Genomic DNA, 20,269 nt, shown 5'->3' with positions numbered 1-20,269 from the left:
TTTTGTTTCTACGCTTTTAATTCCTGCAGAAAACGAACCAACGCCTCCCGCCACTCCGGCAGTTCGTTGAAGCCGTTGACGCGTATCGCCCCATGATCCATGATGGAGAACTTCGGCCTTGGCGCTGGGCGCGGGAATTCCTCCGTCGTGCACGGATCGGCTTGCGCCTTCAGACCGGCTTCCTCGAAAATCGCCTGTGCGAACTCATGCCAGGAGCAGCTGCCCGTATTGGAGGCATGGTAGATGCCATAAGCTTCCGAGCGCGCCAGCTCCAGCAGGAGCGCGGCAAAATCCTTCGTATACGTCGGCGAACCGAACTGATCGCTCACGATGGAAAGGCGATCCTTTTCCGCCCCGAGCCTCAGCATCGTCTTGACGAAATTAGCGCCATGCTTGCCGTATACCCACGACGTCCGGACGATGAACCAGCGGTCATGCAGCGACTGCACCAGCTGCTCCCCGGCCAGTTTTGATTTCCCGTACACCGTCTTGGGATTCGGCAGGTCGTACTCTTCATAAGGACGCTCTGCTTGACCATCGAACACATAATCCGTACTGACGTAAATGAGCTTGGCTCCCGCCTCTCTCGCCGCCAAGGCGACGTTGCGAGTCCCCGCCGCGTTGACCCGATAGGCGCCGTCCCGATCCGTCTCCGCCTGATCGACAGCCGTGTAAGCGGCGCAGTGGATGACCACGTCCGGCTTGAGCTCTTCCATGGCCTTCCGGCATTGCTCCAGCGAAGTAATATCGAGCTCGTCGCGGCCAAGACCGACGATGTTTAGCCCATCCTCCGGTTGCCAGAGCGCAAGCTCTTTTCCCAGCTGCCCATTCGCGCCGGTGACCAGGATGTTCATAGCCGATTCGCTCATGATTTGTTATCCGGCTGCTGCAGCCGATCTCCATATTGCGTGTCGTAATACTGCTGGTAAGCTCCGCTGAGCACGCCTTTCATCCATTCCTCGTTGTCCAAATACCAACGGATCGTCGCTCGGATGCCGGATTCATAGTCATGCTTCGGCGTCCAGCCAAGCTCGCTGCGGATCTTGTCGGCGTCGATCGCATAGCGCCGGTCATGTCCAGGACGGTCCTTGACGAACTGGATGAGGCTTTCCGGCTTGCCCAGCTCCTGAAGGATCGTCTTCACGACCTGCAGGTTGTTCCGCTCGTTCCGTCCGCCGACATTGTACACCTCGCCGTCGACGCCTTTGTGGATGACGAGATCGATCGCGCTGCAATGATCCTCTACATATAGCCAGTCGCGCACATTCAGTCCGTCGCCATAGACGGGCAGCGGCTTGTCTTGCAGCGCGTTTTGAATCATGAGCGGAATCAGCTTCTCCGGGAACTGGAACGGTCCGTAGTTATTCGAGCAGCGCGTGATGTTCACCGGAAGCCCGAATGTCTCGTGGTAAGCGCGCACCAGAAGATCGGCTCCCGCCTTGCTGGCTGAGTACGGACTGTTGGCGGCGAGCGGCGTCTCCTCGGTAAAGAGGCCCGTTTCTCCGAGCGTGCCGTACACCTCGTCCGTCGAGACTTGCACAAACTTTTGCACGCCGTATTGCTTGGCCAGCTCCAGCAGCGTCTGCGTGCCGAGCACATTCGTCTTGACGAAGACATCCGGCTCAAGAATGCTGCGGTCGACATGGGACTCCGCCGCGAAGTTCGCCACGACATCTACTCCAGATTGGAACAGCGGCTCCAGGTCTTCCCGCTTCGTAATATCGGCTTTTACAAATCGGACCTTCGGATTGCCTTCCACCGATTTGAGGTTTTCCAAATTTCCTGCATAGGTTAGAGCATCGACATTGATGATTTCATAGTCGGAGTACTTTTCGGCCATATACAGCACGAAATTGCTCCCGATGAATCCGGCTCCGCCGGTAACGAGCAGCTTCACAGTGGCAACGTTCCTTTCTCGTTGGAATCAGCCTTCAAAAGGTGAAATTGATATCGGCATCTGCTAGAACTGGATGCTTCCCGTCTTTATCAGAGAGCACCGGCTTACGAACCGGCCAATCGATTCCGAACGCAGGATCGTTCCACGCAATGCCCCGATCATGTTCCGCCGAGTAGAATTCATCCACCTTGTATTGAACCTCGGAGTTCGGCACCAAGGTGCAGAAGCCATGCGCGAAGCCCTTCGGCACGAGCAGCTGACGATGGTTGGTAGCGCTCAGGATAAATCCTTGCCACTGGCCGAAAGTAGGAGAACCTTTGCGGATGTCCACCACAACATCGTAGATCGCGCCGGCTGTGCAGCGGACGAGTTTGGTTTGGGCTTTGGGGTTGAGCTGATAGTGAAGACCGCGGAGGACACCCGCCTCTACGGAAAGGGAATGATTGTCTTGAATGAAGCCATGCTTGATGCCATTTTGATGAAACCGGGCTTCGTTATAGCTTTCGACAAAAAAGCCCCGGTGATCTCCATGAACGGCTGGCTCAATAAGTTTCAACCCTGGCAGCTTCGTCTCGTGAACGTTCAAGAAAACACCATCCTTTCTCTTCTTCTCACTGCTTAAAGCTTGAGCTTGCCGAACTCTTCCCCAAAAACGAGATCTTTAGCCAGTTCGTTTGCATGGGTCAAGGAGGCATGCGTACCCGCGTCGGTCCACCATCCTCTTAAAATATCATATGAGAGAGAGTTGGATTTGATATAGGCATTATTGACATCCGTAATCTCAAGCTCTCCTCGGCCGGAAGGCTGGAGAGTTTTAATGATGTCGAACACCTTGCTGTCATACATATAGATGCCTGTAACGGCATAGCTGCTCTTCGGCTGCGCCGGCTTTTCTTCGATGGAAACAATCCGATCACCATCAAGTTCGGGCACGCCGTAGCGCTGCGGATCGTGAACTTCTTGGATGAGGATCTTAGCGCCTTTATTCTGTTTGCGGAAATTTTTCGCATATTCGGCAATGGAGTCGGAGAAAACATTATCTCCTAGGATGACGACCATTTGCTCACGGTTTGCAAAGTGCTCCGCTAATCCAAGCGCCTGAGCAATTCCCCCTGCTTGATCTTGAACTTTGTAGGTGAGAGAAACTCCAAATTCATGGCCACTTCCTAGTAAGTTCACCACATCACCCATATGCTCTTTGCCGGTTACGATGAGAATGTCCTTGATATCGGCTTCCTTGAGCTTGGCGATGGAATGGAAGATCATTGGATACTTGCCTACGGGCAGCAAATGCTTGTTGGTGACTTTGGTGAGGGGATAGAGGCGTGAGCCTGTGCCTCCAGCTAATATAATACCTTTCATGCGTACCTCCCAAATGGCTTTATTCCCATGCAATAAGCACTACTCCTACAATTATCACCAGCATTCCGAACCATTTTATTAAAGATACCTGTTCATGAAATAGCAACACTGCCATAATAATTCCAAGCACATATGCAAGGGTTTGCATTGGATAGGCGACTGCCAAGGGTAGCCTAGAGAGCACCACAAACCAAAGCAAAGTCGCGATTACATAAAGGATTAATCCAGTAAAGATAAATGGATTAAAGACTGCTTTCCAAGCGGTTAATATTGAGACGCCACCTATCTTGTTTAGACCAAACTTAAACAACATTTGGCCCATAACAAGAAAAATGATATTGAGCATTAAAATAAAGTAGCTAACCCAAGTCCCCTTGATCATGCTTTGCATCACATTCTTCCTTAATTTCTTTCAATCGCTCATATTCATGTCTAAAAATCCCTATCTCCTGAGATATTTCCTTCAGCTTTATTGTTTGCTTAGAAATAACAAGAGTTAAATAAAATATGATAATCATATTACCGAAAATAGTAATAAGGAAAAGGGCATTTACAGGAAGTTCTATTCCCATGACCTTCGAGATTGTTGAGAAGGAAGAGGGAATAAGAGCGAGAATTAGAAATATGATCCCCAAGATCAGCCAAAGCATGGAGTAACGTAATTCAAGTTTATAACGTCTAATCATATTAATAACAAACAAAAGAAAAAGAAAAGACCCTGCGATCAAAATGATTTGAAGCTTAAAAGGAATCATATCCCATCCCCTAAACCATTTCTTTTCTCATTTTATCAATAATTATAGCGAGAGAAACTTTGCTCATGTAATAAACCGACTTTAAAGAAGTAATTGAAGAATGACCTTCTGTTCGGGCCTTCATTTCTACGGCGATTTCTTTGATAACAAAGCGATTTCGTTTAGAAAACATAATAGATTCCGGCTCGGGATAATCCACAGGATAATACCGCGCAAACTCTCGAATCATTTTTTTATTGCAAGCTCTAAAACCAGAAGTTGGATCCGTTATTTTTTGCCCTGTAGTTGCTTGCAAAAGCAACGTAAAATACCTTATCCCCAGCCTCCTCATCTTTGATGACTGAAACCCTCGTTTTTGAATATAACGAGATCCTATGACCATATCCGACTCCCCGTTAATAATTGGAGCAATTAATTTGGTTATATAAGACGGGTCATGCTGCCCATCTCCATCCACTTGAAGTGCAATGAGTGCAATGTCATAATCATTTTTAAGTGCATACTTATATCCCGATTGAACAGCCCCACCAATGCCGAGATTGCAGGGTAGATTAATAACTGGGATTCCATTTACATCACAGACTTCCTTCGTCCTGTCTGTAGAGCAATCATTAATAATAATTATATCGAAGGTATGATCCTCGAGTTCTACACTTTTAAGCTTCCGATAAAGAGAAATTAGATTCTTCTCTTCATTAAATGCGGGAACAATTGCAAGGACTCTAGCCATTAGTCGAGCTCCCCTCTATAAAAAAAACAAACTCCGTTGCAAGAATGTATCATTAAAAACTATTTCAAACACTAGATCAGCAGAACTTTTCTTTCCGTCTATAAGCAAAATTCCACCCTTATAAATATCCTCTTGGCTCGAGTAGGCGGTAATAGCATTCCCAGGACTCGCATCTTTAGTTTCTAATATCAAATGGTACTCCTTATTTTTCGAGTTTTTAACAGGAGGGAATCGCACTTTGTAATATGCGTTGTCAGATAGGCCATCTGCTTTAACTGTATTTTTATAAATCACTTTTCCGGAATCCTCTTGTAGGATAAATGTTATAGTAGATTGATTTATTCGAGCGTATGTCCCCAACTTAACCGAAAAACCGGAGATATTAGATTTATCAGACCAAAAAGTTTGTTCTACTCGCATGCCTTTTACAATTTCACCAACCGGCATATTACCCTTCGGTTGTTCGACATAAGATCTAACAACCCCAATGTTTGCAATATAAATATAGAGAACACAACTTAGAAGTAAAATGACCCCTATTTTATACCCTATATTGCCCATAATTTTCATCTGAACATTCATCCTCTATACGTTTTGTCGAATTTGATAGAGATCCATTATGTCCTTTTCTAATAACCCCCAACTTCGTTCCTTCACCGTAATTCTTGATTTATCAATAATTTTTTTTCGTAATTCTGAGTCATTGCAAATCTTTTCGATCATTTCCAATCCATGCTCGATATCACCCTGCCGATAAAGCAAAGAATTCTCCCCGTCGATCAGATATTCTATGTTTCCTTCGTTCGGTGCTACCACAGCAAATCCTCCTGTCGCCATCATCTCAAGAGGAGGATATGAGAAACTTTCTAATAGACTGGACTTCAGCAGAATATGGCATTGAGAATAAATTTCATTCACTCTTTCATGAGGAACTTGGTGAAAGAAGCGATCATATTTGTACCATTCTTTCGGTTCACCCTTATAGGATAAGTACCAAATCTCAAATTTTCCTTTATCGAGCATATTGGAAATTCTGAAACTTTCATCTACATTCTTATAATAATCGCTGCTATTTCCCTCAATCAAAATTTTTATCTTTTCTTTCCCGGAAAAGTCCCTCTCTGTTTCTTTGAATAAACTCAAATCAATTCCATTGGCAGCATACTTTACGGTTTGCTTAAAACGGTTTTCTAACCAATCCTTACACCATTTTGATATCGTAATATATATAGTATTAGGGGAATTATAGGTTAAATTCGCCCAAATCTTCATCACGTTACCGTACTCATAAAAATTAGTTTCATAATTCTGGACAAGATAGTATTTCTGAAGTATTTTTGAATAACCATTTATCCAACTTAATGTTGTCCATAGCGTTGCAACGGCTTTAGAGAATGTAGCATGTATTAGTGTTTTGTGACAACAAATCACATTTATAGACCCTTCTTTGTTTACAAGATTCTCTTCCGAATCACCCATGGAAAGAATAGTTACATCCATGCCATTATTCCTCAAAATGTGACAATGCTTAATAACCACATTCACTCCGCCACTTATTTGAGTAGAGGGTAAAACAAATAAGATGGATTCGTTCAACTGCGTTTGAAAATATTCAACAAGACTATATCCTGTTTGAACAGTTGTATGAGAATTCACAGCTTTTTTAAAAGCCATTCCGCCAATCTCTTTCCGCATTAGATCATCCCGAATAAGTTTAAGTAAAGATTGCTTCCATTCTTCCTGATTTGAACAAAGAATGCCCGTCGTCCCAGATTCGATTATCTCTTCAAATGCTCCGACTTTACTAGCCACAGTAGGTACTTTGACGAGGGCAGCCTCAGTCCATTTATTTTCGGACTTAGCTTGATTAAATATGGTATCCTCTACAGGAGCTAGATTGATATCAACTGAAGCAATAAGCTGCGGCAACTTGGTCCAGTCCATAAATTTTTCTACAAGAATCCGATCCCGAATTGCATTGAATTCCTCTGGTATATCCAATAAGCCTACTACCTTCAAGTAAACATTGGGATCATCTACCATTATATCTATGATAGTATCTTTTATCATATTGAAATCAGCATTGTGAGTTATGCTTCCGCTGAAATATCCTAAAATTACTTTTTGAGGGTCAGGTTTCTTTTGGGAAATAGCTTTTAAAGATAACTCAACCATTTTTTCAGAGGCTACATTACGGTTAATAAATGTTTGTGGATTGAATTTTCTAAGTTCTCTTGCCATTCCTTCAGTCGTAGTTAGGATGTAGTCACATAAAAGCATAGTTCGCTTCATTCGATTGACTCCATCCATATACTGCTTCAAATCTTGCTGTCTCATCGTTTTCAGATGAGCTATAGTTGAAACATACTCCTCATCTATTACTAAATCATCAATATCAAAGAAGCATTTTTTATTATAGTATTTAGCCTCTTTTATGAAATCCTCAATTAAATCTGTCACTGGACATCTAAAGAATACAAAAGCCCTGTAAAACTTAACATCTTCAAGCTTCAAATTCTCATAGTACACTTGATCCGCAGAAAAGTTATTAAAATGAAGTTGTTCAATTTGATGGTCAATTCTATAGCGCGAGGGATGCGGAAGGGTGCATCCGTTTATGAAAAGAATATCTTTGAAATGATTGTGCTTTATTTTATTACCTAGTATATTTCTCTTTATGTATGAAGTTGTCTTTTTAGAAAAACTTGGTACCCCCTCGTATTTCAGTGTTGCATAGCTTTTTTTCAGAAGAATATTTAGTCTCATATTAAAAATCACCTTTCTTGGTTATGCGTTCCATCGCATCGTGTATCACTTTATATTGCGCATTTTTTATATAATCCTTTGCCTTTTCTCCACCCGAAGTAGAGAACTCGGATATTCTCCAGTGATATAGGATCTTTGGTATATGAACGACTGGCTCTTCAAGTTCCATTACACGCAGAGCCAAGTCCCAATCTTGAGCTCCTTCTGTCCCTACTCGAAAACCTTCAACTTGACGTATTGCAGATGTTCTATAAACAGCTAGGTGACAAATGAAATTGATTCCAATAAGGTGTTTATATCCCCACTTTTTTTTATAGAATGGTTTGATTCGCTTCCCGTCCAACCATTTATCTTCATCAGTATAAAACAAAACAGCTTCAGGATATGAGTGAATTGCTCTAGCCACTTCATATAAAGCAAAAGGATGGAGCAAATCGTCATGGTCGAGCAAAGCGCAATACTCCCCCGTAGCCATTGCAAAAGCCGTATTGGTACATTCACAAATGTGCCCATTTCGATTTCTAAATTCCACTTTAACTCTATCATCTTTATTTGAGTAATATCTAAGAATTTCTTTAACATGCTGCTGACTCGAATTATCATCAGCAATACATAATTCCCAGTTACTGTATTCCTGCCCCATCACTGATTCAATGCATTCAATTAAATATTGTGAAGGAGTATTATATACAGGTAGAAGAATCGATATTTTGATTCCTTCACTCATTCTTTCTTTTGAAAAGTCCGGCTCATTAGACAACTTTTTAGCATACCATTTGTTACCCTTTAAATTCGTAATCTTGATGCCGAATCTTATATAAAACCATCGAATTTTCCTTACTATATTCCTTTTCATTCTTCACCTAGGTATATTTTGAATAGTAAAAATCACTAACAGCATCTACTGTGCCGGATTGAATCAAACTTCCCTTCTCAAGTACAATCGCCTTGTTACATAACGCTCTAATTTGATCGATTGAATGAGTAACCAACATAATTGTTGTCCCTTCTTTAATCATATCTTGTATTTTACTTTCGCATTTCTGTTGAAATTTAAAGTCACCTACTGATAGTATTTCATCCACGATTAAAATCTCAGGTTTCGTAATTGTTGCAATTGAAAAGCCGAGCCTTGCATACATTCCCGATGAGAAATTTTTTATCGGGACATCCAAAAAATCTTGCAACTCTGAGAATTCAACAATCTCATCAAAATGTTTTTTCATCATTTTCTTACTATGCCCCAAAATAGAACCATTCAAATAAATATTTTCCCGAGCAGTTAATTCTGTATCGAATCCAGCTCCCAATTCAATTAATGGGGCCATACTTCCGTTCACATATATATTTCCACTTGTAGGTTTCAGGACTCCCGCTACCATTTTAAGCAATGTGCTTTTCCCTGCTCCATTCAAGCCTAAAACACCCAGGATATCACCCTTTTGAATTGAAAAACTAACATTTCGCAAAGCCCAAAACTCTTTATAAGATATTTGCCCTTTAAGTTTTTTGATTATATATTCCTTCATTGTACTTATCTTTTCCGTTGTCATATGAAAACACATTGATACATCTTCAACTCGAATTGATTCGGTTGTCATTATATAGCTCCCCCAGGAAGGCATTAAATATGCAATATGAATTCATCCTGTTTTTTGTTGAATATATACACGCCCAACGCTAACGTCCCAATAGAATAAAGTATACAGTGTAGATTTAAATCCCATGAAGGTACCTGCCCATTTACCAATCCTAATCTAAAATACTCTATGTAGTAGTAAAGTGGATTAGCATATAGTAAGAACATGAAACGATCTGGCATGATACTGATAGGATAAATAATGGGGGTAGCGTACATCCAGGCAGTGAGGAAGACTCCATAAAAATGTTCAATATCCCTAAAAAAAATAACTAGGCTACTCAATAACATACCAAGGCCAAGACAGAACACATATAAATATATAATTGCCACAAAACTAAATATAATAGTATAATTGATTGACACATTAGTCACAACACAAACTAACAATACTGCCAAAAATGAAAACAGTAAATTGACCAGGGAATAAGTGGTCTTGGTTATAGGGAAAATATATTTAGGAATGTAGACTTTCTTAATTATCTGCCCAGATGTATAAATAGAGGACATTGCTAGACCTGTTGATTCGGACAAAAATGAAAATAGAACCTGTCCACTTATTACATAGGCAGCAAAATTATCAATATTGAAGCGAAAAAGTTCTCTGAAAACTATTGTTATAATAAGCATGGTCAATAATGGATTTAATAAGCTCCATAGAACCCCCAACACTGAACGCTTATATTTCACTTTCAAATCTTTAGCTACCAATAAATAAATCAAACTTCTATACTTCATAAAATTAATGAGGCTTCTTTTTTTTAAAATATTCATTAAACTCATCCTCAACTTATCATTTTAAATCCAGAACCTTAGGAGCAATGTGAATAAAGTTATTGCAAGCACCGAGATTGAGTATAGGGGTACTATGAAATCTAGAGAGATTGCTCTCCTTTCTAATAATTTGACGGATTTTCTGGATCGGTGTAGCAGAACCAAGAATAGAGGGATGCAGGGAATGAAGTATCTCCCTTGCACACCAGAAACTATAGGATGCCCTATACCCCCGATATCTGGATGTGATGTCCAAGTAATATAAAGCGAGGATTCTATCATTAAAACCACCATGAGAAATATTCCAACAAAAACTACCTTATGCATCAACGGCAAATGTACATGTATACCATCAGAATATGCCACAAGGATAAGAACAATCAAAAAACCAATAACCACCAAACTAGGCAGATTCGTATCTAGCCATCCAAAATTACCGACAAAGCTGTTGACATAAAACATTCTCAACTCAGTAAACGTTCTAACTAAAACCATTGCAAAGTCAAGCGGATTATGCAATATATACGAAATCTGTTCTTGAGCTTGTCCTGAACCTGGAGTTGCGGATCGCAACACAATCTTTAATACTCCCATCCATATTACGTGAGAGAATACTCCACCGCCAAGAACAAAGCAGATGGCAATCGATCTCTTAAAGTCTACGAACTTTTCTTTAGGAACAAGAAATATAAGCAGTAAGATTGGATAATAGACAGTTTTAAGCTCAATCAAAAAAATAGAAAGAATGAATAATAGAACAACATCCCTCTTGGAAATATTTTTTTTATCCGATGAATATATGTACCGCATTATTAAAGAGAAAATTAGAAATAGGACACTTATAACAACAGCGTCGTAGCTATTAGAGGCCCCTAAAGTCATACTCATTGGCATAAGCCCCAGCAAAGCAATCACTCTTTTATAGAAGGGGATATATTTTATCGCCAAGTAAATTAGAGTTGTATATAATAGTAGATTCCCTATTCTTCCGGCATAGAGATATGTAGCGAAATTATCTGAATTTGACGAAGTAGGTTTTACAAATAGTTTGCTTAAAAAAATTGCGCTACCTGATCCAAGATAAAGAAGTGGACTTGTTTGCGACGTACTGTAACTCTGAAAAACTTTTTCGGAAAAATCAGCGGGTGTGTTCAGATCATTGTACTGATCAATATAACTATATTTTTCTTCTTTGTTACCAATAAACCTTCGAAAACTTTCTTCAAGCAACACAAGCTCTTTAGGTAAATAGTTGCCGATATTCCCATCTACCACCGAAGGGAGCAATATAAATTCAGAAATTAGAAAAGCTTTTTTATAGTGACTATCTTCATCAGCCACTTGAAATGGAGGTGTTAAAAAAATAAAAAGCATACCGAAAATTAAAGAAATTGCAAGGAACTTCTCCTCTAGTCTTGGTAATTGTTGCATCCCTTTACCTCACTACTTGTATTTGCCCAAGAGATTGGCTAGTGCGGTTGGCACCAAAATGTCTTAAAATAGACTCCATCCATATCACCTGCGACTAAAAAGGAGTTTACCATGAATCGACAACCTTCACCACCCAAGTACATCAAAAAGGAAGAATCTGACGTATCCCTGCTAAAGTGGGCAGCGATTCTCATGGCGGCCATTTTCTTCCTGATGTATACGTTCAAAGCCGGCTTATTCAACGGGTATGACTTCAACTTCGAGAAGAAGCTGATCGGCGCCTCGATCTACTCCCTCTGCTTCGTGCTCCTCATGTCCGTGCACCTATTCAAGGTCTGGACCATGAACAGCTGGAAAGCGATCCTGTCCATCGCCATCTGGCTGCTCCCGCTCAGCTTCGCCATCTCATCTATCGGAGCCGCCTCCGACAATACAGCCAACATCATGATGATGGTCAGCTGCCTGCTCGCTTCCTTCTTTGTCTTCGGTCTCTATTATAACGACAACCGCTTTACGAGAGTTGCGCTCGAGACCATTCTGATCCTGACCAGCTACGTGCTCGTCTGGTTCGGCATCCTCAACCTGTTCGGCCAGTATTGGTACCCCGACGCGCTCTGGTTCCAGCTCGGCACGTATCGGATGACCTCTGTCTTCCAGTACCCGAATACATATGCCGCCTTGCTGATCGCCATCCTGCTGGCGGCAGCCTATTACACGACTCATGCGAAAAAGCGCCTTTGGATCGGAATCCATGCGTTCATGCTCGTCCCGGTATTCGTGTCGTTCATGCTGACCTACTCGCGCGCCGCGCTGGTCGTCATTCCGGCAGCCGTCCTGCTGACGATGCCGTTTCTCAAGGTCAGCAAACAGCTTGTTTACGTCTTGCATCTTTTCATCACCGTCGGCGTTTCCTTTGCCGTACTGAGCGTCATCGAGTCAAAAGCCTTCACGATTGCTCAGCAAGTGCTCCGTTTCAACGAAGGCGGATCTCAGATCCCACCTGAAAAGCTGATGCCGCTCTTCAGCTCGGAAGCTCTGGCGGGCTGGGGCGCTCTCCTCGGCGCTTCTCTCGTCGCCATGCTCCTTGTGCTCGCAGTCAATCGGTGGATCGAGCCTGCTTTAGAACGCAGCCTTGAATCATTTTCGAGGCGCAAGATCTCTTATCTCGCCGCTCCAGCCGCAATGATTGTTCTAGCCGTCATAGGAGCCGCGCTCGTCCTGTCCAGTTCCGCCGTGCGGGACCTGCTCCCCTCCAACCTGGCCAACCGTCTGGAAAACATCAGCTTCAAGCAGCATAGCGTGCTCGAGCGGGCGACGTTTTATGAAAACGGCCTGGACATCGCGGCCGATTACCCGCTGTTCGGAGCAGGAGGGGGCGGCTGGCAAGCCCTTTACCAGCAATATCAGTCGAACCCTTATACCAGCAACCAGGCCCACAGCTATCTCGTTCAATTGCTCGTCGAAACAGGCTGGATCGGCTTGCTTCTTCACCTCGCAGTGTTCGCGCTCGCTTACTTCCTGTTCGTCCGCAGCTGGATCCGCCATCCGGAGAAGCGCGGCAGCCAGCTCATCTACTATATTTTCACCGTTTCCATCCTGCTTCATAGCTTCTTCGACTTCGACATGAGCTATATTTCCATCGCAGCCATCGTCTTCTTCTCTCTCGGCAGCATGATCGGCGTCTACGACAAGGAGTTGTCCCTGCCTAAACTCACTTTGAAAAAGACCGCCTTCAATCGACTCTATCCGACTGTATTGGCTGCCTTGACCATTCTTGTCGGCGTATTCGCCTACCGGTTCTATGCTTCCTATATCCAGTTCGATAAGGCGCGCGCCCTTGCTCAGCAACAAGCGTCGATTGACCAGATTTTTCCGGCTTTGGACAAAGCGATCTCGCTTTCCCCCTCCAATACCCAATACTATTTGGTCAAGGCCGATTGGCTGACGCAAGTCTATCAGCAGACGCAAAATGCCGACTATTTAGACCAAGCTAAAAAAAATCTTCAAAAAGCGCAACTTCATGACCCGTACCAGCGTCAAATCATACAGGCTGAATACAACAACCGTCTTTTGGCCGGAAACGTAAAGGAAGCGATCGCGATCATCGAAGACGGATTGGTCAAGTTCCCATGGGATATTACGCTCTACGAAATGGGAATCAAGCAGTATGCCGATCTCGGCTTGAATGAACACGGCAATGAAGATCCTGCTTACGAACAGAGCTGGGGTCGCGCCTCCGAGCTTTACGAGGAAGTCGTATCGAGGACCGACAAGCTCAAGGATTTGCCGCCGGAGCAGCTGCAAGGCCGCCGCTTCGACATCTCGACGACCATCCGCCAAGCGATGGGACAAGTCGACTTCCACTCCGGACGTTTTGCAGAAGCGGTAGAAGTATTGAAACCGTCTATCGGCGATGCTCTCACCCCAGCCGATGAATCTCAAGAAGCTCAGACGGTTGCGGGAACCTCGCGCTCTGCTGTCCGCTATTACATCGCTTCCTTGGAAAAGCTGGGACAGAAGGATGACGCTCTGAAAGAGAAATTGATTCAAGCGGATTCAAACGAGGAAAAGCTGGTTAATCAGCTCATAGCGTCCTGATTTTAACACTCATCGACAGGATACTACCGAATACCCGATAGTTTTACAAAATTACCACAAAGACCCTTTTCTTTCTCGGGATTCTTGCTTATAATAGCTTTTATCTCTGCAGGACTCCCGAGAAAGAGTTCTACTAAAGGCATTAAGGAGGGAAACGAGTTGCATAGCTTCAAGAACAGTGATCTGCAAGCGCAGAATCACAAGGATTCTTACTGCCCTTTTGATTTCCATTTATTTTCTTGAAAGGAGGTGAAATGAAAATTATGAAAAAGATTGTAACAAAAAAGACTGCGGCTTTGCTCGTCTTCATGATGATGGTATCCGCTCTGTCTCCGATTCTAGTCTTCGCTGCTTCCGGCATTGAAGGAAAAACGAAATTCGTTACGGAATCGACTTATTACGACGGCAGCGGTACGATCGCTGGAAACGTGTATGTTGCCAAAGCGGTGTATGACGCGGAGTCTACAGCTTCCGGCGTCTACGCTACGGACAGCGTGTACAAGAATCGCGTCACGATCAATGTGTACGAGGCTGGTAAGGAAGCACCTCGCTTGACTGTGGATGCTACATACCGCCAGACTTCCAATCTTGACGGATACTATGCATACGGCTACAGCTTCGACAACGTATCGACTTCCACGTACAGCTTCCCGCTGAAACTGCAATACACGTATGGTACGGATACCATCACGACGTATGTGTATGAGCCAAGCAACAACGGCGGTGGCAGCGGATGGGGTGGCGGCATCACTCCTCCAACGGGCGACATCATCGGTGCTGACGGCAAAGTTAACCGCGACCGGTTGATCGCAGCTCTGGCAGCAGACGAAAACGCCCGTATCAAAACGACTACGGACACGGTTTATCTGCCTGCCGACGCTCTGCTGAACGGCAAGACGCTGACCATCTACAACGATGCCGGCGTATCCATCACGCTTCCGCTTGCTGCGCTGAAACTGGCTGATCTGGCGAAATCCCTCGGGGTCGAGCTGAAAGATCTGGTCATCCGCGTAGAAATGAAGAAGCTTGAAGGCGATGCGGCGAAAGCCGTCAACGATGCCGTGAAAGCAGTCGGCGCGACGCAGCTGGCTGACGCTTACGACTTCAAAGTTGTAGCTGTCGGCGGCGGCAAGGAGCTTCCGATCGAGAAGTTCGGACAACTCGTACAACGTACGATTCCTCTGACTTCGGCCGCTACGCCAAGCGCTGCAGGCGTCCTGTTCAACCCGACCGCGAAAGAGCTGAGCTTCGTGCCTAGCACGTTCGCCAAGGCAGACGACAAGACGATCGCTACGCTGAAGCGTGACGGTTCCTCCATCTACACGGTGATTCAAGGCAAGACGGCTCGCTTCAATGACGCGCTGCCGTTCTGGTCCAAGAACGCTGTCGAGTCCCTCTCCGAGAAGCTGATCGTTGAAGGTACGGGCAAAAACCTGTTCGAGCCGAAACGCGGCATCACGCGTGCGGAATTCGCAGCGCTGGTCATCCGTTCGCTGGGAGTACAGCCTGTAACGTCGTCGACCTACAAGTTCAACGACGTCATCTCCACCAAATGGTATGCCGGTACGGTAGCTGCTGCTGCTGAAATCGGCCTGGTCATTGGGGACGAGAAAGGCAACTTCAACCCGAACGCGCCAATCACTCGTAAAGAGGTAGCCGCTATCGTCGTTCGCGCGACGGAGTACGCCGGAAAATCCATCAAGCTGTCGGATGCGGATGCAAACGCAGCTCTGGCTGGATTCAAGGATACGGCAATCCTCGGATGGGCAAAAGCTGAGGTCGGCGCTGCTGTGAAAGCCGGCATCGTGAACGGCCAATCCTCGACTGCGATCGCAGGAAACGCCTTTGCTAACCGTGCTGAAGCGGCAACGATGATCGCACGCTATCTGCCGATCGCTGGCCTCTCGAACTAATCCTTCCTTATGCCAGCAAAAAAGCGGCCCTTCGGGGCCGCTTTTTCATGTTTTGGGGAAATCGGAAAGCTCCTTCCGGAAAGCAAAATAAACCGTCTTACCCCCTGCCTGCTCGGCCAGAGGGTAAGACGGCGGATGGCGAAAGATCAGGCTTGCGCCGGATTGAACGAGCTTTTCAGCGAGACGACGCGATTGAAAACGGGACGCTCGGAAGTCGTCAGCTTCGGATCGACGCTGTAATAGCCGTGACGGAAGAACTGGAACTTGTCTCCGGCTGCCGCTTCCTTCATGCCGGGCTCCACGAAGCCTCCGAGCACTTGCAGCGAATCCGGATTGATGCACTCCAGGAAGGTCTTGTCGCCCTCCTCGGCCTCGCTCGTGATGAGCGGCTCGAAATGACGGAACTCCGCCGAAACGGCATGCGAGGCTTCGACCCAATGAAGCGTGCCCTTGACCTTGCGGCCGGTAAAGCCTGTGCCGCTTTTCGTCTCGGGATCGTAGGTGCACCGCAGCTCGACGACTTCGCCGGCTTCATCTTTCACGACTTCCTCGCACTTGATGAAGTAGGCGTGCTTGAGCCGGACTTCATTGCCCGGGAACAGGCGGAAGTACTTGGCCGGCGGGTTCTCCATGAAGTCGTCCTGCTCGATGTAGATCTCGCGCGAGAACGGGATCTGGCGCGTGCCCATCTCTTCGTTCTCGTTGTTGTTCTCCGCCTCGAGCCATTCGACCTGCCCTTCCGGGTAGTTGGTGATGACGACCTTCAGCGGCCGCACGACCGCCATCGTGCGCGGAGCCTTGAGCTTCAGATCCTCACGGATGAAATGCTCCAGCATCTGCTCGTCGACGATGCTGTAAGCGCGGGCGACGCCGATCTCGCGGCAGAACGTGCGGATCGCCTCCGGCGTGAAGCCTTTGCGGCGCAGCGCGCTGATCGTCGGCATGCGCGGATCGTCCCAGCCGTCGACGATGCCTTCGTCGACCAGCTGCTTGAGCTTGCGCTTGCTCATGACCGTATTGGTCAGATTGAGACGGCCGAATTCGTACTGGCGCGGCCGCGACTCCATCTCGCACTGCTCGATCGCCCAGTCGTACAGCGGACGGTGATCCTCGAACTCGAGCGTGCAGATGGAATGCGTGATGCCCTCGATCGCATCGCTGAGCGGATGGGCGAAATCATACATCGGATAGATGCACCAGGCATCGCCGGTCCGATGGTGATGAGCGTGGGAAATTCGGTACAGCACCGGATCCCGCATCGTGATGTTCGGCGAGCTCATGTCGATCTTGGCGCGCAGCACGCGGGCTCCGTTCGGGAATTCGCCTGCCCTCATGCGGCCGAAAAGGTCCAGGTTCTCCTCGACGCTGCGATCGCGGTACGGGCTGTTGCGCCCAGGCTGCGTCAGCGTGCCGCGCAGCTCCCGCATCTCTTCCGGCGTCGAATCGTCGACATAGGCCAGCCCTTTGCGGATGAGCAGCAGCGCCCGTTCGTAGAACTCCTCGAAGTAGTCGGACGCGAACCGAAGCTCCTCCCACTCGAAGCCGAGCCAGCGGACGTCTTCCTGAATCGACTCGACATATTCCGTGTCTTCCTTGACCGGGTTCGTATCGTCGAATCGCAGATTCGTGCGCCCCTTGAATTCATCGGCGACCTCGAAGTTCAGGCAGATGGACTTGGCATGGCCGATATGCAGATAACCGTTCGGCTCCGGCGGAAATCGGGTCGCGACCTGCTGCGTGCGGCCGCTCTCCACGTCGTCAGCGACGATTGCGCGTATGAAATTAGAAATCGGAGGATTTTTCGGATCCATGCGACCACCCAACCTTTCTATGACCTATATCCTACTATTGTACACAAAAAAGCCCCCTGATATAAGGGGGCAGGGAGATGCAAGACCGTCCGTCCGGACGTCCGGATTGCTCTTGAGCGCGCCCGAAGGTCCAGTCGGCCCGCGGCTCGGTGCCGGCATCCGCGGCTCGATTCGCAGAGCGGAGCCTCGAAAGCAAAGCGTCGGCTCGTCCGCCTAAAGCAGCTTCTCGATAGCCGGGGCGATATCCAGCGGCTGTACGCTTGGCTCGAAGCGGCCGACGATCGAGCCGTCGCGTGCGATCAGAAACTTGGTGAAGTTCCACTTCACGTCGTCGCTCTCCAGCTGCTCCGGGCTGAACATGCTGGCGAAGCGGCGGCCTTTGTCGGAGTCGTCGAAGCCTTGGAACGGAGCTGCCGCCGTCAGCTGCCGGAACAACGGATGGGCGTTCGCGCCGTTGACATCCGTCTTGGCGAACAGCGGAAAGCTGACGCCGTAGTTCACCTTGCAGAAGCCCTCGATCTCATCCGAGGAGCCCGGCTCCTGAGCGCCGAACTGATTGCTTGGAAAGCCAAGGACGACCAAGCCTTGATCCTTGTACTTCTCGTACAGCGCCTGCAGCTCCTCGTACTGCGGCGTCAGCCCGCATTTGCTGGCCGTGTTGACGACGAGCAGCACCTTGCCTTCGTAGTCGGCCAGCTGCGCCGGTTCTCCTCCGAGCGTTTCAAGCTTATGGTTCGTGACGATAGCCATCTGAACTCTCCTCCTCAACCTGATGATGAATCCGTCCATGGAGCGACTGCAGCCGAACCCTCAGCTCCTCCAGCTCCTGCAGGTCGATGCCGGGCACGCGGCACAGCTCCTGAGGGATGTTCGCGGCCTGCATCTGCAGCGCCCGTCCCTGCTCCGTCAAGTACACCCGCAGCACCCTCTCGTCCGCTCCGTCCCGGATCCGATTCACGAGCCCGGCCGCCTCCAGCTTCTTGAGCAGCGGCGTGAGCGTCCCCGAGTCCAGATAAAGCCGGCTGCCCAGGCCTTTGACCGGCAGCCCGTCCTGCTCCCACAGCGCCAGCAGCGTCACATATTGGGTGTACGTGATGCCCAGCTCCTGCAGGAGCGGACGATACAGCCTCGTCACTTCTTTGGAGCAGGCGTAAAGGGCGAAACAGAGCTGGAGATCCAGCGGGAGCGCTCCTGCTGCTGTGCCGGTTCCAAGCCCTTCCGAGGAAGGGCTCGGGGCCCGGCCCGCCGCGCCTGGCTGATCGGCGCTCGGGCGCGGCGGTCGTGAAGGTGTCATGGGATGGACTCCCCCTCTATACATTGCATACAATCTAACACGTTGACTTCAGCTTAGCATTCAAGCCTCCTAAAGTCAATCGACGCCTTTACAGGTTATGGAAGATACTGCTACAATAGCTCCTATTAGTAAACCAAATTATGAATCAATATGGTTAACCAAAAGAGGAGGTTCCCCCACATGCCGCATCCCGTTTCCGCTGCCGATGGCCCGTCCCTCTGGGAAAAGCTCGCCGACAAAGCGCTTGCCGGGAGTCCGCCCTCGCGCGAGGAGGCGCGCCTTGTCCTGGAAGCCGACCGCCTGGAGCTGCTGCCGCTGCTCCAGGCCGCTTTCCGCGTTCGCAGCCATCATTTCGGCCGGAAGGTCAAGCTGAACCGCATCCTGAACGCAAAAAGCGGGCTTTGTCCAGAGGACTGCGGGTACTGCTCCCAGTCGATCGTCTCAAGCGCCGACATCGCCAGCTATGCGCTGCTCCGCCCCGAGGCGATGCTTGAAGCCGCCCGCAAAGCGTATGCCCAAGGCGTCGGCACGTTTTGCATCGTCGCCTCCGGCCGCGGCCCAAGCCGACGGGAGACGGCGCGGGTAGCCGAGGCGGTCCGGGCCATCCAGGCGGAGCTGCCGCTCAAGATCTGCGCCTGCCTCGGCCAGCTGACGGCCGAGCAGGCCGCAGAGCTGCGCGAGGCGGGCGTGCAGCGCTACAACCATAACCTCAATACGAGCGCCGCGCATCATGACCAGGTCGTATCGACGCACAGCTATGAAGACCGGCTGCAGACGCTGGACCGAGTCCGGGAGGCGGGCCTATCTCCCTGCTCCGGGATCATCGCCGGCCTCGGCGAGACGATCGACGATCGGATCGAAATGGCATTCGCCTTGCGCGAGCTTGGGGCGGACTCGATTCCGGTCAACTTCCTCCATCCGGTCGAAGGGACGCCGATGGGCGGCAGCGAGCGCGTCTCTCCCGCAGATGCGCTGCGCCTGCTGGCGCTGCTGCGCTTCGTCTGTCCGGACAAGGAGATCCGCGTCGCCGGAGGACGCGAGCTGACGCTCCGCTCGCTGCAGCCGCTGGCGCTATACGCCGCCAACTCGATCTTCCTCGGCGACTACTTGACGACGGCCGGTCAGGAGTGGAGCCGCGATCTCGACATGCTCGAGGATCTCGGCTTCGAGCCCGAACGCATCGCCCCGGATGTCGAAGCCGCATGGATCGCCCAGGGCAAACCGCTGCCGGCTGTCCCGAGCGGCGCTGTCCGCCGATGAAAAAAGCCGTGCTTTTCTGAAATCCAGAAAAGCACGGCC

The 20,269-nt window shown here is 48.2% G+C and carries 19 protein-coding genes; 3 read left to right on the top strand and 16 right to left on the bottom strand.

Going from position 1 to position 20,269, the window contains the following annotated elements:
* Nucleotides 1-8 precede the first annotated feature (8 nt).
* The 13 genes from rfbD to B8V81_RS02310 are packed head-to-tail and all read right to left on the bottom strand — an operon-like array spanning nucleotide 9 to nucleotide 11,354.
* Nucleotides 9-854, bottom strand: coding sequence for a dTDP-4-dehydrorhamnose reductase (gene rfbD, locus B8V81_RS02365; protein WP_028598925.1), 846 nt, complete (start codon nucleotides 852-854; stop codon nucleotides 9-11).
* Between the two features lie 11 nt (nucleotides 855-865).
* The gene (rfbB, locus tag B8V81_RS02360; protein WP_028598924.1) at nucleotides 866-1,897 is read right to left on the bottom strand and encodes a dTDP-glucose 4,6-dehydratase; all 1,032 of its coding nucleotides are present in this window, start codon (nucleotides 1,895-1,897) and stop codon (nucleotides 866-868) included.
* Nucleotides 1,898-1,931: 34 nt separating this feature from the next.
* Complete coding sequence (rfbC, locus tag B8V81_RS02355) at nucleotides 1,932-2,483, bottom strand: dTDP-4-dehydrorhamnose 3,5-epimerase (RefSeq protein ID WP_028598923.1); 552 nt, start codon at nucleotides 2,481-2,483, stop codon at nucleotides 1,932-1,934.
* A gap of 32 nt (nucleotides 2,484-2,515) precedes the next feature.
* Complete coding sequence (locus tag B8V81_RS02350) at nucleotides 2,516-3,259, bottom strand: sugar phosphate nucleotidyltransferase (protein WP_028598922.1); 744 nt, start codon at nucleotides 3,257-3,259, stop codon at nucleotides 2,516-2,518.
* A 19-nt stretch (nucleotides 3,260-3,278) separates the two neighbouring features.
* The gene (locus B8V81_RS02345; RefSeq protein ID WP_307719976.1) at nucleotides 3,279-3,650 is read right to left on the bottom strand and encodes an EamA family transporter; all 372 of its coding nucleotides are present in this window, start codon (nucleotides 3,648-3,650) and stop codon (nucleotides 3,279-3,281) included.
* Nucleotides 3,619-4,014 (bottom strand): DUF2304 domain-containing protein, encoded by a 396-nt coding sequence (locus B8V81_RS02340; protein WP_101807605.1) that lies wholly within the window; start codon nucleotides 4,012-4,014, stop codon nucleotides 3,619-3,621. The genes B8V81_RS02345 and B8V81_RS02340 overlap by 32 nt, the downstream gene beginning before the upstream one ends.
* A gap of 10 nt (nucleotides 4,015-4,024) precedes the next feature.
* Nucleotides 4,025-4,744, bottom strand: coding sequence for a glycosyltransferase family 2 protein (locus tag B8V81_RS02335; RefSeq protein WP_101807604.1), 720 nt, complete (start codon nucleotides 4,742-4,744; stop codon nucleotides 4,025-4,027).
* A 15-nt stretch (nucleotides 4,745-4,759) separates the two neighbouring features.
* On the bottom strand, nucleotides 4,760-5,314 hold the full coding sequence (locus B8V81_RS24670) for a hypothetical protein (protein ID WP_127464409.1): 555 nt from the start codon (nucleotides 5,312-5,314) through the stop codon (nucleotides 4,760-4,762).
* 15 nt (nucleotides 5,315-5,329) lie between these two features.
* A complete protein-coding gene (locus B8V81_RS02330; protein ID WP_084137257.1) occupies nucleotides 5,330-7,510 on the bottom strand; it encodes a glycosyltransferase in 2,181 nt (726 codons plus the stop codon).
* Nucleotide 7,511: 1 nt separating this feature from the next.
* Nucleotides 7,512-8,366, bottom strand: coding sequence for a glycosyltransferase family 2 protein (locus tag B8V81_RS02325; RefSeq protein ID WP_084137255.1), 855 nt, complete (start codon nucleotides 8,364-8,366; stop codon nucleotides 7,512-7,514).
* Between the two features lie 7 nt (nucleotides 8,367-8,373).
* Nucleotides 8,374-9,111 carry an ABC transporter ATP-binding protein gene (locus B8V81_RS02320; RefSeq protein ID WP_084137253.1) on the bottom strand — a complete coding sequence of 246 codons (738 nt, stop codon included), beginning with the start codon at nucleotides 9,109-9,111 and terminating at the stop codon, nucleotides 8,374-8,376.
* Nucleotides 9,112-9,134: 23 nt separating this feature from the next.
* Entirely contained in the window at nucleotides 9,135-9,887 is a 753-nt protein-coding gene (locus B8V81_RS02315; RefSeq protein ID WP_240479021.1) for an ABC transporter permease, read from the bottom strand.
* Between the two features lie 60 nt (nucleotides 9,888-9,947).
* Nucleotides 9,948-11,354, bottom strand: coding sequence for a DUF2142 domain-containing protein (locus B8V81_RS02310; protein ID WP_084137249.1), 1,407 nt, complete (start codon nucleotides 11,352-11,354; stop codon nucleotides 9,948-9,950).
* 111 nt (nucleotides 11,355-11,465) lie between these two features.
* Here B8V81_RS02310 and B8V81_RS02305 point away from each other — a divergent pair, with 111 nt between their 5' ends.
* Together B8V81_RS02305 and B8V81_RS02300 are read left to right on the top strand one after the other, a co-directional pair.
* Nucleotides 11,466-13,952 carry an O-antigen ligase family protein gene (locus tag B8V81_RS02305; protein ID WP_101807603.1) on the top strand — a complete coding sequence of 829 codons (2,487 nt, stop codon included), beginning with the start codon at nucleotides 11,466-11,468 and terminating at the stop codon, nucleotides 13,950-13,952.
* Nucleotides 13,953-14,206: 254 nt separating this feature from the next.
* Nucleotides 14,207-15,865 (top strand): S-layer homology domain-containing protein, encoded by a 1,659-nt coding sequence (locus B8V81_RS02300; RefSeq protein WP_101807602.1) that lies wholly within the window; start codon nucleotides 14,207-14,209, stop codon nucleotides 15,863-15,865.
* Between the two features lie 146 nt (nucleotides 15,866-16,011).
* Here the strand turns inward: B8V81_RS02300 and B8V81_RS02295 are convergent, their stop codons facing one another.
* From B8V81_RS02295 to B8V81_RS02285, 3 genes are all read right to left on the bottom strand, one after another.
* Nucleotides 16,012-17,676 carry a glutamine--tRNA ligase/YqeY domain fusion protein gene (locus tag B8V81_RS02295; protein ID WP_101807601.1) on the bottom strand — a complete coding sequence of 555 codons (1,665 nt, stop codon included), beginning with the start codon at nucleotides 17,674-17,676 and terminating at the stop codon, nucleotides 16,012-16,014.
* Nucleotides 17,677-17,889: 213 nt separating this feature from the next.
* The gene (locus B8V81_RS02290; protein ID WP_101807600.1) at nucleotides 17,890-18,426 is read right to left on the bottom strand and encodes a glutathione peroxidase; all 537 of its coding nucleotides are present in this window, start codon (nucleotides 18,424-18,426) and stop codon (nucleotides 17,890-17,892) included.
* On the bottom strand, nucleotides 18,404-18,970 hold the full coding sequence (locus tag B8V81_RS02285) for a MarR family winged helix-turn-helix transcriptional regulator (protein WP_101807599.1): 567 nt from the start codon (nucleotides 18,968-18,970) through the stop codon (nucleotides 18,404-18,406). The genes B8V81_RS02290 and B8V81_RS02285 overlap by 23 nt, the downstream gene beginning before the upstream one ends.
* Before the next feature lie 180 nt (nucleotides 18,971-19,150).
* On the opposite strand from B8V81_RS02285, the gene bioB reads away from it, so the two are divergent.
* A complete protein-coding gene (gene bioB / locus B8V81_RS02280; RefSeq protein WP_101807598.1) occupies nucleotides 19,151-20,230 on the top strand; it encodes a biotin synthase BioB in 1,080 nt (359 codons plus the stop codon).
* The last annotated feature ends 39 nt before the right edge of the window (nucleotides 20,231-20,269 follow it).

The sequence above is a fragment of the Paenibacillus pasadenensis genome, from assembly GCF_002864175.1.
GTDB lineage: Bacteria > Bacillota > Bacilli > Paenibacillales > Paenibacillaceae > Paenibacillus_O > Paenibacillus_O pasadenensis.
The sequence above is the reverse complement of the archived record's forward strand: the minus strand, read 5'-3'. Positions and strand labels throughout refer to the sequence as shown.

What these genes read in the sequence shown, in the direction of transcription:
- B8V81_RS02335 (WP_101807604.1), bottom strand. Translation starts at nt 4,744, where the DNA reads ATGGCTAGAGTCCTTGCAATTGTTCCCGCATTTAATGAAGAGAAGAAT.
- B8V81_RS02310 (WP_084137249.1), bottom strand. Translation starts at nt 11,354, where the DNA reads ATGCAACAATTACCAAGACTAGAGGAGAAGTTCCTTGCAATTTCTTTA.
- B8V81_RS02285 (WP_101807599.1), bottom strand. Translation starts at nt 18,970, where the DNA reads ATGACACCTTCACGACCGCCGCGCCCGAGCGCCGATCAGCCAGGCGCG.
- B8V81_RS02305 (WP_101807603.1), top strand. Translation starts at nt 11,466, where the DNA reads ATGAATCGACAACCTTCACCACCCAAGTACATCAAAAAGGAAGAATCT.
- B8V81_RS02320 (WP_084137253.1), bottom strand. Translation starts at nt 9,111, where the DNA reads ATGACAACCGAATCAATTCGAGTTGAAGATGTATCAATGTGTTTTCAT.
- B8V81_RS02325 (WP_084137255.1), bottom strand. Translation starts at nt 8,366, where the DNA reads ATGAAAAGGAATATAGTAAGGAAAATTCGATGGTTTTATATAAGATTC.
- bioB (WP_101807598.1), top strand. Translation starts at nt 19,151, where the DNA reads ATGCCGCATCCCGTTTCCGCTGCCGATGGCCCGTCCCTCTGGGAAAAG.
- B8V81_RS02330 (WP_084137257.1), bottom strand. Translation starts at nt 7,510, where the DNA reads ATGAGACTAAATATTCTTCTGAAAAAAAGCTATGCAACACTGAAATAC.
- B8V81_RS02290 (WP_101807600.1), bottom strand. Translation starts at nt 18,426, where the DNA reads ATGGCTATCGTCACGAACCATAAGCTTGAAACGCTCGGAGGAGAACCG.
- B8V81_RS02350 (WP_028598922.1), bottom strand. Translation starts at nt 3,259, where the DNA reads ATGAAAGGTATTATATTAGCTGGAGGCACAGGCTCACGCCTCTATCCC.
- B8V81_RS02315 (WP_240479021.1), bottom strand. Translation starts at nt 9,887, where the DNA reads ATGAAGTATAGAAGTTTGATTTATTTATTGGTAGCTAAAGATTTGAAA.
- B8V81_RS24670 (WP_127464409.1), bottom strand. Translation starts at nt 5,314, where the DNA reads ATGAAAATTATGGGCAATATAGGGTATAAAATAGGGGTCATTTTACTT.
- B8V81_RS02295 (WP_101807601.1), bottom strand. Translation starts at nt 17,676, where the DNA reads ATGGATCCGAAAAATCCTCCGATTTCTAATTTCATACGCGCAATCGTC.
- rfbD (WP_028598925.1), bottom strand. Translation starts at nt 854, where the DNA reads ATGAACATCCTGGTCACCGGCGCGAATGGGCAGCTGGGAAAAGAGCTT.
- B8V81_RS02300 (WP_101807602.1), top strand. Translation starts at nt 14,207, where the DNA reads ATGAAAATTATGAAAAAGATTGTAACAAAAAAGACTGCGGCTTTGCTC.
- B8V81_RS02340 (WP_101807605.1), bottom strand. Translation starts at nt 4,014, where the DNA reads ATGATTCCTTTTAAGCTTCAAATCATTTTGATCGCAGGGTCTTTTCTT.
- B8V81_RS02345 (WP_307719976.1), bottom strand. Translation starts at nt 3,650, where the DNA reads ATGCAAAGCATGATCAAGGGGACTTGGGTTAGCTACTTTATTTTAATG.